The sequence below is a fragment of the Bradyrhizobium sp. USDA 4504 genome (assembly GCF_054063995.1).
Genome location: NZ_JBSSGV010000001.1, coordinates 4,156,092 through 4,169,998 on the forward strand (window position 1 = coordinate 4,156,092; position 13,907 = coordinate 4,169,998).

A 13,907-nucleotide genomic window follows, 5' to 3' on the forward strand; every position below is an offset into this window, starting at 1 on the left:
GTCACCCCAGCAAAAAGCCCCGGGCGATGCCGGGGCTCTTCACGTGATCGATCGCTGCGGGCGCGGATCAGTAGCGGTAGTGATCCGACTTGTACGGACCTTCCTGCTTGACGCCGATGTAGTCGGCCTGGTCCTTGCGCAGCTCGGTCAGCTTGACGCCGATCTTGGCGAGGTGCAGGCGGGCGACCTTCTCGTCGAGGGTCTTGGGCAGCACGTAGACCTTCTTGGCGTACTTGCTGTCCTTGTTGTTGGCGAACAGCTCGATCTGCGCCAGCGTCTGGTTGGTGAAGGAGGCGGACATCACGAAGGACGGGTGACCCATCGCATTGCCGAGGTTCACGAGCCGGCCTTCCGACAGCATGATGATGCGGTGCTTGTCGGGGAATTCGATCTCGTCGACCTGCGGCTTGATGTTGGTCCACTTCAGATTGCGCAACGCGGCGATCTGAATCTCGTTGTCGAAGTGACCGATGTTGCAGACGATGGCGCGATCCTTCATCGCGCGCATGTGCTCGATGGTGATGATGTCCTTGTTGCCGGTGGCGGTGACGAAGATATCGGCGCGCGGCGCCGCGTCTTCCATGGTCACGACCTCATAGCCCTCCATCGCCGCCTGCAGCGCGCAGATCGGATCGACCTCGGAGACCATGACGCGGCAGCCGGCCTGGCGCAGCGAGGCGGCCGAGCCCTTTCCGACGTCGCCGAAGCCGGCGACCATCGCAACCTTGCCCGACAGCATCACGTCGGTGCCGCGGCGGATGCCGTCGACCAGCGACTCGCGGCAGCCATAGAGGTTGTCGAACTTCGACTTGGTGACGCTGTCGTTGACGTTGATCGCCGGGAACAGCAGCGTGCCCTTGTTGGCCATCTCGTAGAGGCGATGCACACCCGTGGTGGTCTCTTCCGAGACGCCCTTGATGTTCTTGGCGATCTCGGCGAACCAGCCCTTCGGCTTCTCCTTCAGGAGGCGCTTGACCAGCGCGTGGAAGATCTCCTCTTCCTCGGAGCCCGGCTTGTCGAGGAAGGCGGTGTCGCCCTGCTCGGCGCGGTAGCCGGCATGCACCAGCATGGTGGCGTCGCCGCCGTCATCGAGGATCATGTTCGGCGTGCCGCCGCCGTGCCAGTCGAACAGCTTCGCGGTGTAGTCCCAGTACTCGGTCAGCGTCTCGCCCTTGATCGCGAACACCGGAATGCCGGCGGCGGCGATCGCGGCCGCGGCGTGGTCCTGGGTCGAATAGATGTTGCAGGAGACCCAGCGGATGTCGGCGCCGAGCGCGGCCAGCGTCTCGATCAGGACCGCGGTCTGGATCGTCATGTGCAGCGAGCCCGCGATGCGCGCGCCCTTCAGCGGCTGCTTGGGGCCGAACTCCTCGCGGGTGGCCATCAGGCCGGGCATCTCGGTCTCGGCCAGCGAGATCTCCTTGCGGCCGAAATCGGCGAGCGCAATGTCCTTGACGATGTAGTCGGTGAAGCCGGGCTTCGTGGGGGCGTTCATTTGAGCGTCCTGTTGTTGAACGGGTCGTTACGGGGCGCCTCGAAGAGGCGAACCCGGAATCTCGAGGTGATGATTAGGGATTCCGGGTTCGCTCGCTCTCGCGAGCGCCCCGGAATGACGCAAGTATCAGAGCGCGCGCTTCAGCTGCTCGACGAGATCGGTCTTCTCCCAGGAGAAGCCGCCCTCATTGTCGGGCGTGCGGCCGAAATGACCGTAGGCCGAGGTGCGCGCGTAGATCGGGCGGTTGAGATCGAGATGGCTGCGGATGCCGCGCGGCGTCAGATCCATCGCCTTGGCCGCCGCCTTCTCGAGCTGATCCTCCGACACCTTACCGGTGCCGTGGGTGTCGATGTAGATCGACAGCGGACGCGCCACGCCGATGGCATAGGCGAGCTGCAGCGTGCAGCGGTCGGCAAGACCGGCCGCGACGATGTTCTTGGCGACATAGCGCGCGGCATAGGCGGCCGAGCGGTCGACCTTGGTCGGATCCTTGCCGGAGAACGCGCCGCCGCCATGCGGAGCCGCGCCGCCATAGGTGTCGACGATGATCTTGCGGCCGGTCAGGCCGGAGTCGCCGTCGGGACCGCCGATGAAGAACTTGCCGGTCGGATTGATGTGCCAGATCGTCTTGTCGGTGATCCACTCCTTCGGCAGCGCCTCGCGGACGTAGGGCTCGACGATGTCGCGGATCTGCTTGGACGACAGGTCCTCGACCAGATGCTGGTGCGAGACCACGATCTCGCGGACGCCGACCGGCTTGCCGTTCTCGTACTGCACCGTGACCTGGCTCTTGGAGTCCGGACCCAGCACCTTCTCGCGGCCGGAGTGGCGCGCTTCGGAGATCAGCCGCAGGATCTTGTGGGCGTAGAAGATCGGCGCCGGCATCAGGTCCGGCGTCTCGTTGGTGGCGTAACCGAACATGATGCCCTGGTCGCCGGCACCCTCTTCCTTGACCTCGCCCGGCTGCAGCGCGTCGACGCCCTGCGCGATGTCGGCCGACTGCGGATGCAGCAGGATCTCGATGTCGCAGTTCTTCCAGTGGAAGCCGTCCTGCTCGTAACCGATGTCCTTGATTGCAGAGCGAACCACGCTCTCGATGTGGTCGTTGGTGACCGAGCTCGGGCCGCGCGTTTCGCCGGCGATCACCACCTTGTTGGTGGTCGCGAGCGTCTCGCACGCCGCGCGGATCTGCCACGGGTCGATGCCCGCTTTCGGTCCCTCGCGATAGAACAGATCGACGATCTCATCCGAAATACGATCACAGACCTTGTCCGGATGGCCTTCCGAGACCGACTCGCTGGTGAACAGGTAAGACGCGCGCATCAAGCAAACCCCTTGTTAAGTCGAAGTCCGACGTTGGTTGGTGAATATGTCCCCGGCATGTCAGTCTCGTCGCCGCGAGATGACGTAGGATTCGTCGTAGAACCACAGCCCGTTGTGTTTGCGGAGAACTTCGCGTGTGGCCTCGAGAGCTCGTCCGTTTTCGGTCGTTTCGGTCAACCGCTCATCTTCGATCTGCGCGACATACACCGCCGCATTCCACGCAGCAAAGGCCGTCGAGGTTCCGATCGAGCCGGTCACCTCATTGGGCAGCGCTTCCATATCATATCGGAAGATCGAACGGTTATCGGCGTAGGCGTTGAAGTTCAGCTCGCGGCCGGCGGAGCCCAACTCGTATTTCACCGCGCGCAGTATCTCATGGCGGCTGACGGCGAAAGGATTTTCTCCGGGCCAGACCGCTTGAATCATTTCAAGCCCGGGATCGCCGCCGTGGGAATGAATTCCTATCAGCCGCCCGCCGCCGCGCAGCGCGCGGGCCAGCGGCGCGATAATCCGCTTGGCGCGGAAGTTCACCGAGGATTTGGCACGGTAAGGTTGCGAGGCGATCACAAGATCGAAATTGGCTTCGGTGCGGCCGGCCCGCGGAATGATGGAATCGAGCAGGAACCGGTGATCGTCCCGGTACAGGACCAGCGCCACCGGCCGCTCATAGATCGGCATCGCATTGCCGGGGCTGAGATTGGCGCGCCAGTTCTGCTCCAGAAACGGACCGAGTTCGGCGATCTGGGCCTCGAACTCACCCGACGACGCTCCCCGCAGAGCTACCTCGTGCCAGATCATGCTGGCGGCCGCCGCGGAGTTCTTGGGCGTCAGCCACGGCGCCTCGGCGTAATACATGTTGGTGAACACGAAGACGCTGGCCGGATGCTCGAACAGGCGGTCGGGGACCTTGTCGAGGGTGAGGCGGACGTCCTCCAGGCTCAGTTCCTTGCCGGCGACATAGAACGGCATATGTGGGAAGCGGCCATGCATGGCGCGCAGGACCCGGGCCAGCACCGTGCCGTCGCCCATTCCGGCATCGAACACCCGCAGCGCCGGCGGCCGCGGATGGATGGCGGCCAATTCCAGCGCAACCCGGTCGGCGATCACCCGCTTCTCGCTGCAGGTGTGGACGAACAGCAAATAGCGCTGGCGGTTCTCGAAAAACCGGAAATTGCCCCGCGGATCGCGCTTTTCCGGCGGCACCACGAGGCCCCGCGGCGGCGCCACGCCGCCCGGCGTCGAAGTCGCGATGAAGGCGTTGATACGGTCGAGCGTATCGATCGTGATGCGCTTGCCCTCCCGCAGCCGGTACACCAGCTTGCCGTCATTGACGGCACGGCGGCCGAACGTCGTCTCCGCCATGTCGGAGCGGCGGCAGAAATCCGTGATCTGGCTGAGGATTTCGTCGTTCTTCATGGCGCCTTGGGTGGGCAGCGGCGAGTGGGACAAGAGTGGGCAGAAATGATGACTGGCAGCGTCTTATCACCATTTTCCCACCAGTTGAACCCCCTCTACTGCCCGATCACCAAACAGTCATGGACCGCCCCCTGGACCGGTCTCTTGGACCGCCCTGCCGTCGTCGATCGCCATGACGGCCTTACCCCGGATGACCGATGCGCCGCCTGCTCCTGATCCCCACCCTCCTTGCCGCTTTGCTCTGGTCGGCGCCCTGTTTCGCCCAGGCGCGCTCCCAGCTCGGCCCGCTCTGCACGACCGAGACCACGCCGGCCGACCAGATGATCGACGCCTGCACCAAGATCATCGCGCTGAAGGTGTTTTCCGGCGAGAAGCTCGCGACCATCTATTTCTGGCGCGCGGTCGGTTGGAACAAGAAGGGCAACTACGCCCAGGTGATATCCGACGCCACCGAGGCGCTGCGCCTCAAGCCCAGCACCGCCGTCTACAATTTGCGCGGCTCGGCCTATTTCGACAAAGGCGAGTACGACATCGCGATCGCCGACTTCAACGATGCGCTGCGCCTGGGGCCGCCGAGCGGCATCATCTTCCACAACCGCGGCAACGCCTATCGCAGCAAGGGCGACTATGCCAAGGCGATCGCCGACTATGACGCCGCGATCAAGGCCGGTCCGAAGTCGGCCTTCTCCTATCAGAACCGCGGCGCCTCGAAGCGGGCGCTCGGCGATCTCGACGGCGCGCTCGCCGACATCAACGAGGCGGTCAGGATCGACCCGTCGCTGCCGCAGCCGCTGATCAGCCGCGCCGTGATCTGGCGCGCCAAGGGCGAGATCGAGCGCGCGATTGCGGACACGACGGAAGCGATCCGGCTCGCCAAAGCCAAGGCGCCCGTCAACGTCATGACGCCGCCCGGCAGCGTGCTGATCTCGGCCTATACCCAGCGCGGCCTCAGCTATGAAGCGAAGGGTGATGCTGCGCATGCCAAGGAAGATTACGCCTCGGTGCTCGAAGGCGTGGCATCCGATGCCGGCAGCAAGGCCAACCAGGCCACCGCGAAAGTTCGGCTCGCGCTGCTCAAGGAGACCGACGCGGCACCGCGCAAGACCGCGGCAGCGCCGGCCGCCGAGAGCAGCCCGGCCGCGCCACCGGCCGCTTCCGTCAAGACACCGGCACCAGCGCCGCCCGCCGCGGCGGCCCCGGCGGCAGCAACCGGCCGACGCCTCGCGCTGGTGGTCGGCAACGGCGCCTATGCGCATGTCAAGGCGCTCCCCAATCCGGCCAACGATGCGCGCGCCATCGCCAGGAGCCTGCGCGACATCGGCTTCACCGTCTCCGAGGGACACGATCTCGATCGCGACACGATGCAGAAGACGATCAACGATTTCCTGCGCGAGGCGGCGCGGTCGCAGATCGCCGTGGTCTACTATGCCGGTCACGGCGTGCAGGTCGACGGCCGCAACTATCTCGTGCCGGTCGACATCGAGTTCAGGGCGGGCGCGCGCATGACCGACGCGATGGTCGACATGGACACGATCATGGCCGGGCTCGACGACCAGATCCGCACCAACATCCTGATCCTCGATGCCTGCCGCAACAATCCGATAGCACCGCAGCTGGCCTCCGCAGGTCCAAGCCGCGGCATCGAAGCGGGCTCCGGCCTTGCCGCGCCCGCCTCGCTCGGATCGGGCTCGACGCTCGGCGCCGGCACGCTGATCGCGTTTGCGACCGCGCCGGGCCAGGTCGCGCTCGACGGCGAAGGCGACAACAGTCCGTTCTCGGCGGCGCTGTCGCGCCATGTCGGCACGCCCGGCCTCGAGGTGCAGCAGATGCTGGCCCGGGTCCGCGCCGAGGTCGTCGCCGCGACCAAGGGCAAGCAGGTGCCGTGGTCGAACTCCTCGCTGCTCGGCGAGGTCTATCTGGCGGAGCAGTGACGGTGCGACGGGACAGCGTCACTCCGGGGCGACGCGCAGCGTCGAACCTCGGGGGTGCGATTACGCCCCGGGGAATCTCGAGATTCCGGGTCTGGTGCTCGCGCACCATCCCGGAATGACGCTAACGCGTCACTTCCCCCACACCTCGTTCGCGACCTCGACCGCGAGCCTGAGCTTGGCCCACTGCTCTTCCTCGGAAAGGATGTTGCCTTCCTCGGTCGAGGCGAAGCCGCATTGCGGCGACACCGCGAGCTGCTCGATCGGGGCAAATTTGGATGCCTCCTCCAGCCGCCGCTTGATGTCGTCCTTCTTCTCGAGCTCGCCGAACTTCGAGGTGATGACACCGACCACGACGACCTTGTTGCCCTTGGGCAGGAAGCGCAGCGGCTCGAAGCCGCCGGCGCGGTCGGAATCATATTCGAGGAAGTAGCCGTCGTAATTGGTGCCGGCGAGCAGCGTCTCGGCGACCGGCTCGTAGCCGCCGGAGGAGATCCAGGTCGAGCGGAAATTGCCGCGGCAGACATGGGTCGTAATCACCATGTCGGACGGACGGTCGGCGATCGCATAGTTGATGACGCGGGCGTAGATCTCCTGCAGGCCGTCCGGATTGTCGCCGCGGTCGCGCGACTTCTGCAATTCCTCCTGCGAGCACAGATAGGCCCACACGGTGTCGTCGAATTGCAAATAGCGGCAACCGGCGTCGTAGAACGCCTTGACCGCCTTGCGATAGGTCTTGCCGAGGTCCTGATAGAATTCCTCGAGGTCCGGATAGACCTCCTTCGAGATCAGCTTGCGGCCGCCGCGGAAATGCAGCACCGCCGGCGAGGGAATTGTCATCTTCGGCGTGACGTGCGCCTGGTCGGCGTACTTCTTCAGGAAGCGGAAGTGATCGAGCATCGGGTGATGATCGGAGAAATCCAGCTTGCCGATCACCCTGATGGCATCGTGCCGGGTCTGCATGCCGGCGAACTGGATGCCCATGTCGGGATGGAACAGCTCGCAACCGGTCAGATGGCTGAGGAAATCAAAGTGCCACCAGGAGCGGCGGAACTCGCCGTCGGTCGCAAGCTTCAGGCCGACCGAGGCCTGCTTGTGCACGACCTTCTCGATCTCCATGTCCTCGACCTTGCGCAGCTCGTCGGCCGAGATCTCGCCCTTCTCCGATCTGGCGCGGGCCTCCTTGATCTTCGGCGGCCGCAACAAGCTGCCGACCTCGTCGGCGCGGAACGGAGGCTTGGTTCGCTGCATGGTCAACTCCCGGACGTTTCCAGTGTGCCTTCTAATGTGCCTTGGCCCCGGAGACGCCGAGGTGGCGCTCGAGGACGGAGGGATCGGCTTTCAGCGCGCTGCTTGCGGCATCGTGGACGATCGTGCCGCGTTCCAATATCACAACGCGGTCGGCCAGCCCCAGAATCTTTTGCGCGTTCTGCTCGACGATGATCGAGCAGATGCCGCCTGAGCGCGTGATGGTTCCGATCGCCTTTAACAATTCCTCAACGATGATCGGCGCGAGGCCTTCGGTCGGCTCGTCGAGCAGCAGCACTTTCGGATTCAGCGTCAGCGCGCGGCCGATCGCCAGCATCTGCTGCTCGCCGCCGGACAGCTGGTTGCCGAAATTGCGCCGCCGCTCCTGCAGCCGCGGAAACATCTCGTATACCCGCTCGACCGTCCACGGCCCGGGCTGCGCCACCGCGGTCATGTTCTCTTCCACCGTCAGCGAGCGGAAGATGTTGCGCTCCTGCGGCACCCAGCCGATCCCGGCGCGGGCGCGCTGGTCGGGCCGCATCGCCGTGATGTCGCGGCCTGCGAGCGCGACGCTGCCACTGAGGCGCCTGACGACGCCGACGATCGAATTAATCAGCGTGGTCTTGCCGGTGCCGTTGCGGCCGAGCAGCGCGAGCACCTGGCCCTCCGCAAGCGCCAGCGACATGTCGGGCAGCACCACCGCCTCGCCGTATCCGGCACGCAGGCCCTGGATGGAAAGAAGGTCAGGCATCGGCGGCCTCGCCGAGATAGACCACCCTCACCTGCGGATCGCGCGCGACCTCATCGGGGGCGCCCTCGGTGAGCAGGCCGCCATTGACCAGCACCGAGATGCGGTCGGCGAAGGAGAATACGAGGTCCATGTCGTGCTCGATCAGCAGCACCGTGACGTCGCGCGGCAATGCCGCCACCGCCGCGAGGATATCGTGGCGCTCGCTCTCGGGCACGCCGGCCGCGGGCTCGTCGAGCAGCAGCACCCGCGGCTTGGCGGCGATCGCGACCGCGATCTCGAGCAGGCGCTGCTTGCCATAGGGCAAGGTCGAGGTGAGCTCCGTCATCACGTCGAGCAGATGGAAGCGCGACAGGATCTCGGCGATCTCGGTGTTGACGTCGCTCCGCGTTCCCATCCGCCGCCACCAGTCGCCGCCGCGGCCCATCCGTTCGGAGACCGCAAGCCCGATGGTTTCGAGCGGGGTCAGGTCGGGATAGAGCTGGTTGATCTGGAACGTGCGCGACAGCCCGCGCAGCACCCGCTTGTGGACGGACAGGCCGGTGATGTCGCTGCCTTCGAGCAGGATGCGCCCGCTGTTCGGCGTCAGCACGCCGGTCAGCTGATTGATGACGGTGGTCTTGCCCGCGCCGTTCGGCCCGATCAGCGCGTGGCGGGCCCCCTGCATCACCTTGAGCGAGAGATCGCGGGTGACGCGAAGGGCGCCGAAGGATTTTTCGAGGCCACGTGTTTCCAGCGCGATCGTCATGACGCGTCGTTCTCCGGCACGGCAACGGCGGCCTTGCGGCCGGCGAACTGGCGGATGATCAGGTTGGGCACGAACAGCACCCAGCGATGGATGCGCGCGCGGCCGACCAGCACGATCACGACCAGCACGAGGCCGATCCAGAACAGCCAGTATTGCGGGGTGATGCTCTGAAACAGCTCCTGCAGCATCTTGAACACGACGGCGCCGATCAGGCCGCCATAGAGATAGCCGGTGCCGCCGATCACCAGCACCAGCATCAGGTCGGCGGAACGCTCGAAGGAGAACACGTCGAGCGAGGCGAGCGCCGTGGTCTGGGTAAACAGCGCGCCGGCGATCCCGGCATAGAACGCGGCGAGCGTATAGACCGCGATCAGGCGGCGGTTGACCGGCACGCCGATCGCGGCCGCGCGCAGCGGATTGTTCCGGATCGCGCGCAGCGACAGGCCGAACGGCGAATGCACCACGCTTCGCGCGAGCAGGAACAGGATGAACAGCACGATCAGCGAGTAGAAGAACCCGGTCTTGCCGAACATGTCGAAGGTGAACAGACCAAGGATCGGCTGCATCTCGATGCCCTGCAGCCCATCGGTGCCGCCGGTGATGTTGGAGAAGCGCTCGGCAAGCGCTTCCAGCAGCAACGCGATGCCGAGCGTCACCATCAACCGCGTCAGGTCGACGCCGCGGATGACCAGGAAGCTGGTCAGGAAGCCGAGCACCGCCGCGACCAGACCGGCGGCGACCAGCGCTATGACGGGCTCGTTGATGATGCCGTGCAGCGCCAGCAAGCCGGCGGAATAGGCGCCGACGCCGAAAAAGGCCGCGTGGCCGAGCGAGACGATGCCGGCGTAGCCGAGGATCAGGTCGAGCGACAGCGCGAACAGGCCGAGCCGCACGATGTCGGTCATGAGCAAATAGCGCGACGGGAACAGGAAGGCGCAGGCGAGCGCCAGCGCCCAGAACGCGACCTCGCTGACCCGCCAGCGCGCGCTGGCCATCGCGTGAGTGGAAACGTCTGATAGCGCCGTCATGACCGCCTCACCGTGCCGCAGTACGGCCGAACAGGCCGTTCGGACGCCAGAGCAGGATCACGATCATAAAAGTGTAGATCACGAAGGGGCCGAGCTTCGGCACGTAATACTTGCCGGCGACGTCGGCGATGCCGAGCAGCAGCGATGCCAGGAACGGTCCGGTGATCGAGGAAGAGCCGCCGACGGTGACGACGATCAGGAAGTAGATCATGAACTTCAGCGGGAAATACGGATCGAGCCCGAGGATCTCCGCACTCAGCGCACCGCCGAGACCGGCCAGGCCGCAGCCGAACGCAAAGGTGAAGGCGAACACCTGCGGCACGTTGATGCCGAGCCCGATCGCAGCGCGCGGATCGTCGACCGCGGCGCGCAGCCGGCTGCCGAACCGGGTCTTGGCGAGGATCAGTTGCAGCGCCAGCGTGAGCAGGCCGCAGATCACGACGATCATCAGCCGGTAACGGCCGATGCCGACGCCGAACAGGTCAATCTGGCCCTCCAGCGCCGCCGGCAGCTTGATGAAGACCCGCGACGATCCCATGATGTAGTCGACCGCCGCCACCGACATGAACACCAGGCCGATCGAGAACAGCACCTGATCGAGATGGCTGCGGCTATAGAGATGGCGGTACAGCGTGCGCTCCAGCGCGATGCCGATCACCGCGCTGCCGACAAAGGCGAGCGGCAGGACTGCGAAGAACGGCCAGCCGGAATTATTCACCAGCACGGCGCAGATATAGCCACCGGCCATCGCGAAGGCGCCATGCGCGAGGTTGACGAAATTCATCAGCCCGAGCGTCACCGCAAGCCCGCAGGCAAGCACGAACAGCAGCATGCCATAGGCGACGCCGTCGAACAGGTTGGTGAGGATAGAGGCCATGGAGTCAGCTTAGCCGTGAGGACGCAACAAGAACAACAGCTCGAACGTCAAGGTCATCGTCATGGCCGGGCCTGTCCCGGCCATCCCCGTCCTTCTGCTCGCCGGGAAGAAAGACATGGATGCCCGGCACACCTGCGCGAAGACGCCCTTCGCGCTTTTGGCCGGGCATGACGTGGTGAGGGCCGGAGCGCACGCCGCCGATGACGATGCTATTTCTTGGTCTTGCCGGTATCCTTGACGGCCTCGAAGGTCGCGAACTCGACGTTGTAGAGCTCGCCGTCGACCTTCTCGACCTTGCGGATATAGATGTTCTGCACGATGTCGCGGGTTTCCGGATCGATCGAGATCGGGCCGCGCGGGCTCTCCCACTTCATGCCCTTCATCGCCTCGATCAGCTTGTCGCCGTCGGTCGCACCATTGGACTTCTTCAGCGCCTCGTAGATCAGATGGATGCCGTCATAGCCGCTGACCGCCATGAAGCCCGGGCGGTTGCCGAACGCCTTCTTGTAGGCGGCGACGAACTCCTTGTTCATCGCGGACGGATGCGCCGCCGAATAGAGATGCGCCGTCACCGCGCCGAGCGCGGCATCGCCCATGTTGTTGAGCAGATCGTCATCCATGACGTCGCCCGGTCCGATCACCCTGATGCCGCTCTTGTCAAGCCCGCGCTCGGCATATTGCTTCATGAAGTTGCCGCCCTGCCCGGCCGGCACGAATACGAACATCGCGTCGGGCTTGGAATCCTTCATGCGCTGCAGGAACGGCGCGTAGTCCGGATTGGCGAGCGGGACCTTGACCTCTTCGACGATCTCGCCGCCGCCTGCGGTGAAGTGCTGCTTGAAGAAGGTCAGCGCATCGTTGCCGGGCGCGTAGTCGGAGGTCAGCGTCGCGACCTTCTTGATGCCGTTCTTCACCGCCCAGTCGCCGATGATGGTGGAGGACTGCGCCAGCGTGAAGCTGGTACGCACGATATAGGGCGAACGCTCGGTGATGATGGAGGTGCCGGCCGCCATCACGACTTCCGGGATCTTGGCCTGCGTCGCCAGCGGCGCCGCGGCGAGCGCCGCGGGCGTCACGCCGAACCCAGCGATGAAATTGACCTTGTCGTTGACGATCAGTTCCTGCGCAAGCCGCTTGGTGTTGTCCGGCACCGCGGCGTCGTCCTTCAGGATGATCTCGATCTTCTTGCCGGCGACGGTGTCGCCCTTCTGCTGCATGTAGAGCTTGATGGCGTTATCGATCTGCTTGCCGGTCGATGCCTGACCGCCGGTCATCGGCAGGATCAGCCCGATCTTGACGGCGTCGTCCGCCCACGCCGGCACGCTGGCACACAACCCGGGAAGCACGGCCGAAGCGGCGCCCCACAGCAACATTTTGCGACGGTTGAACATCGACGTCCCTCCCCCTTCCGTTCTTCTGCATCGAGCCTTGGTCCCGGCTCTTGCCTTGTTTTAACTCAAGCATGCACGGCCAAGCCGCAACGCGACAAGGCGTCTCCCCGTGCCCTCTGTCAATCGGACGATGGACGTGTGCCGCGCGCGACGCGATCGGGCCTGGCTGCGGAGACAAGTATCAGGATACCAATATCGCTCCACCAGACTCAATGCCTCCGCGAGAGCCGGTCTCGCGCATTCAAGGCCGCCGCCGGCTCGATTCATTTGTACGACCGTACAAACGCAGCGACAATGTCAACAAACAAGCACAATTGCAGCCGAACGGTCGCGCCCGAGATCATCATCCATAAAGACCAGGGCTGTATCCTGCTTCCCATGCCAATCGTCTCGCGTCCCATCGCTGTCCTGACTGCCCTCGCGCTCGCGGCCGGCGCGCTCGGGGGATGCAGCTCCATGAACCAGAAGCTCTCGGCCGGCATGGCCGATACCATTCCATCTTGGGCCGGCGGCCTGCCGGCGGATGCGCCGCCGCGGCCGGGCACCCCCGAATACGACAAGTTCATGCAGGATCGGGAACGCAAGCGGCTGATGCCTGCGGCCCAGCGCGGCGACGACGCCAAGCCGGCAACGGCACCGCAGGACGCGGCACGCTGAGTGCACGGTCGGCCGGCAAAGCCCGCATCGCCTTGTACGGGCGAGCGAAGTGCGGATCAGTCCACGAACACCACGGTCTTGCGTCCGTTGAGGATGACGCGATCGGCGAGATGGTAGCGGATCGCGCGCGCCAGCACCCGGCGCTCGATGTCGCGCCCCTTGCGCACGAGATCCTCAGGCGTGTCGCGATGGCTGATACGCTCGACGTCCTGGTCGATGATCGGCCCCTCGTCGAGATCGCTGGTGACGTAATGCGCCGTGGCGCCGATCAGCTTGACGCCGCGCTCATGCGCCTGATGGTAGGGCCTGGCGCCCTTAAAGCCCGGCAGGAAGGAATGATGGATGTTGATGCAGCGGCCCGACAGACGTGCCGACATCTCGTCCGACAGGATCTGCATGTAGCGGGCCAGCACCACGAGGTCGGTCTTGGTATCCTGGGCCAGCTGCCACACCGCGTCTTCCTGCTGCCGCTTGGTCTCTTTCGTCACCGGCAGATGATGGAACGGGATATCGCCGAAATCGAGCGAGCCGTAGGTCTCGCGCGGATGGTTGGAGACAACAGCGGTCGGGATCATTTCGAGCTCGCCGGTGCGCCAGCGGTAGAGGATGTCGACCAGGCAGTGATCGGACTTCGACACCAATAGCATCACCCGGCGGCGGCTGGCGCGATCGCGCATCTGCCATTCCATGCCGAACCGTTCGGCGATCGCGGCAAAGCCGGTCTGCAGCGCCGCGAGCTCGACCGCGAGGTCGGCCGCGGTGAACACCACGCGCATGAAGAACTTGCCAGTTTCGACGTCATCGAACTGCTGGGCGTCCAGGATGTTCTGGCCGTTATGGGCAAGAAACGTCGAGACCGCCGAGACGATCCCCGGACGATCCGGACAGGACAGGGTCAAAACGAATTGATGGTCGGGCATGCCAATTGACCAAAGCTTGAGCAGATTGGTGGAACGGTCATTTTCGGCCCTCGTCTACACCGCAGGCGGCCTTGCGCCAATCCCGGCGCGGGGGTCAAATCGAACAAATGACGACAATGTTTGTTAGG

Annotated in this window: 12 protein-coding genes; 2 read left to right on the top strand and 10 right to left on the bottom strand. The window is 64.9% G+C overall.

Annotated elements, in window-relative coordinates:
- Window positions 1-67: 67 nt before the first annotated feature.
- From ahcY to ACVMB1_RS19500, 3 genes are all read right to left on the bottom strand, one after another.
- The gene (gene ahcY, locus ACVMB1_RS19490; RefSeq protein WP_456848943.1) at window positions 68-1,495 is read right to left on the bottom strand and encodes an adenosylhomocysteinase; all 1,428 of its coding nucleotides are present in this window, start codon (window positions 1,493-1,495) and stop codon (window positions 68-70) included.
- A 126-nt stretch (window positions 1,496-1,621) separates the two neighbouring features.
- Window positions 1,622-2,818 carry a methionine adenosyltransferase gene (gene metK, locus ACVMB1_RS19495; protein WP_057016728.1) on the bottom strand — a complete coding sequence of 399 codons (1,197 nt, stop codon included), beginning with the start codon at window positions 2,816-2,818 and terminating at the stop codon, window positions 1,622-1,624.
- 60 nt (window positions 2,819-2,878) lie between these two features.
- On the bottom strand, window positions 2,879-4,234 hold the full coding sequence (locus ACVMB1_RS19500; RefSeq protein ID WP_016843649.1) for a hypothetical protein: 1,356 nt from the start codon (window positions 4,232-4,234) through the stop codon (window positions 2,879-2,881).
- 197 nt (window positions 4,235-4,431) lie between these two features.
- Between ACVMB1_RS19500 and ACVMB1_RS19505 the strand changes: the two genes are divergently transcribed.
- Entirely contained in the window at window positions 4,432-6,165 is a 1,734-nt protein-coding gene (locus ACVMB1_RS19505; RefSeq protein WP_456848945.1) for a caspase family protein, read from the top strand.
- A 129-nt stretch (window positions 6,166-6,294) separates the two neighbouring features.
- Here the strand turns inward: ACVMB1_RS19505 and ACVMB1_RS19510 are convergent, their stop codons facing one another.
- From ACVMB1_RS19510 to ACVMB1_RS19535, 6 genes are all read right to left on the bottom strand, one after another.
- Window positions 6,295-7,413 carry a cobalamin-independent methionine synthase II family protein gene (locus tag ACVMB1_RS19510; protein ID WP_456848947.1) on the bottom strand — a complete coding sequence of 373 codons (1,119 nt, stop codon included), beginning with the start codon at window positions 7,411-7,413 and terminating at the stop codon, window positions 6,295-6,297.
- A gap of 31 nt (window positions 7,414-7,444) precedes the next feature.
- Window positions 7,445-8,161 carry an ABC transporter ATP-binding protein gene (locus tag ACVMB1_RS19515; RefSeq protein WP_456848949.1) on the bottom strand — a complete coding sequence of 239 codons (717 nt, stop codon included), beginning with the start codon at window positions 8,159-8,161 and terminating at the stop codon, window positions 7,445-7,447.
- Window positions 8,154-8,906 (bottom strand): ABC transporter ATP-binding protein, encoded by a 753-nt coding sequence (locus ACVMB1_RS19520; protein ID WP_456848951.1) that lies wholly within the window; start codon window positions 8,904-8,906, stop codon window positions 8,154-8,156. Before ACVMB1_RS19520 ends, ACVMB1_RS19515 begins: the two co-directional genes overlap by 8 nt.
- The gene (locus tag ACVMB1_RS19525; protein ID WP_456848953.1) at window positions 8,903-9,934 is read right to left on the bottom strand and encodes a branched-chain amino acid ABC transporter permease; all 1,032 of its coding nucleotides are present in this window, start codon (window positions 9,932-9,934) and stop codon (window positions 8,903-8,905) included. Before ACVMB1_RS19525 ends, ACVMB1_RS19520 begins: the two co-directional genes overlap by 4 nt.
- Window positions 9,935-9,941: 7 nt before the next feature.
- A complete protein-coding gene (locus ACVMB1_RS19530) occupies window positions 9,942-10,811 on the bottom strand; it encodes a branched-chain amino acid ABC transporter permease (RefSeq protein ID WP_456848955.1) in 870 nt (289 codons plus the stop codon).
- Between the two features lie 209 nt (window positions 10,812-11,020).
- Window positions 11,021-12,202 (bottom strand): ABC transporter substrate-binding protein, encoded by a 1,182-nt coding sequence (locus tag ACVMB1_RS19535; protein ID WP_456848957.1) that lies wholly within the window; start codon window positions 12,200-12,202, stop codon window positions 11,021-11,023.
- 456 nt (window positions 12,203-12,658) lie between these two features.
- On the opposite strand from ACVMB1_RS19535, the gene ACVMB1_RS19540 reads away from it, so the two are divergent.
- Window positions 12,659-12,859, top strand: coding sequence for a hypothetical protein (locus tag ACVMB1_RS19540; RefSeq protein WP_375166674.1), 201 nt, complete (start codon window positions 12,659-12,661; stop codon window positions 12,857-12,859).
- 56 nt (window positions 12,860-12,915) lie between these two features.
- On the opposite strand, the gene purU is transcribed toward ACVMB1_RS19540, so the two are convergent.
- Window positions 12,916-13,779 (bottom strand): formyltetrahydrofolate deformylase, encoded by an 864-nt coding sequence (gene purU, locus ACVMB1_RS19545; RefSeq protein WP_057016734.1) that lies wholly within the window; start codon window positions 13,777-13,779, stop codon window positions 12,916-12,918.
- Window positions 13,780-13,907: the final 128 nt, after the last annotated feature.

Bases quoted from the DNA above. Each gene is read 5' to 3' on its own strand.
- ahcY (WP_456848943.1), bottom strand. From the start codon at position 1,495: ATGAACGCCCCCACGAAGCCCGGCTTCACCGACTACATCGTCAAGGAC.
- metK (WP_057016728.1), bottom strand. From the start codon at position 2,818: ATGCGCGCGTCTTACCTGTTCACCAGCGAGTCGGTCTCGGAAGGCCAT.
- ACVMB1_RS19500 (WP_016843649.1), bottom strand. From the start codon at position 4,234: ATGAAGAACGACGAAATCCTCAGCCAGATCACGGATTTCTGCCGCCGC.
- ACVMB1_RS19505 (WP_456848945.1), top strand. From the start codon at position 4,432: ATGCGCCGCCTGCTCCTGATCCCCACCCTCCTTGCCGCTTTGCTCTGG.
- ACVMB1_RS19510 (WP_456848947.1), bottom strand. From the start codon at position 7,413: ATGCAGCGAACCAAGCCTCCGTTCCGCGCCGACGAGGTCGGCAGCTTG.
- ACVMB1_RS19515 (WP_456848949.1), bottom strand. From the start codon at position 8,161: ATGCCTGACCTTCTTTCCATCCAGGGCCTGCGTGCCGGATACGGCGAG.
- ACVMB1_RS19520 (WP_456848951.1), bottom strand. From the start codon at position 8,906: ATGACGATCGCGCTGGAAACACGTGGCCTCGAAAAATCCTTCGGCGCC.
- ACVMB1_RS19525 (WP_456848953.1), bottom strand. From the start codon at position 9,934: ATGACGGCGCTATCAGACGTTTCCACTCACGCGATGGCCAGCGCGCGC.
- ACVMB1_RS19530 (WP_456848955.1), bottom strand. From the start codon at position 10,811: ATGGCCTCTATCCTCACCAACCTGTTCGACGGCGTCGCCTATGGCATG.
- ACVMB1_RS19535 (WP_456848957.1), bottom strand. From the start codon at position 12,202: ATGTTCAACCGTCGCAAAATGTTGCTGTGGGGCGCCGCTTCGGCCGTG.
- ACVMB1_RS19540 (WP_375166674.1), top strand. From the start codon at position 12,659: ATGAACCAGAAGCTCTCGGCCGGCATGGCCGATACCATTCCATCTTGG.
- purU (WP_057016734.1), bottom strand. From the start codon at position 13,779: ATGCCCGACCATCAATTCGTTTTGACCCTGTCCTGTCCGGATCGTCCG.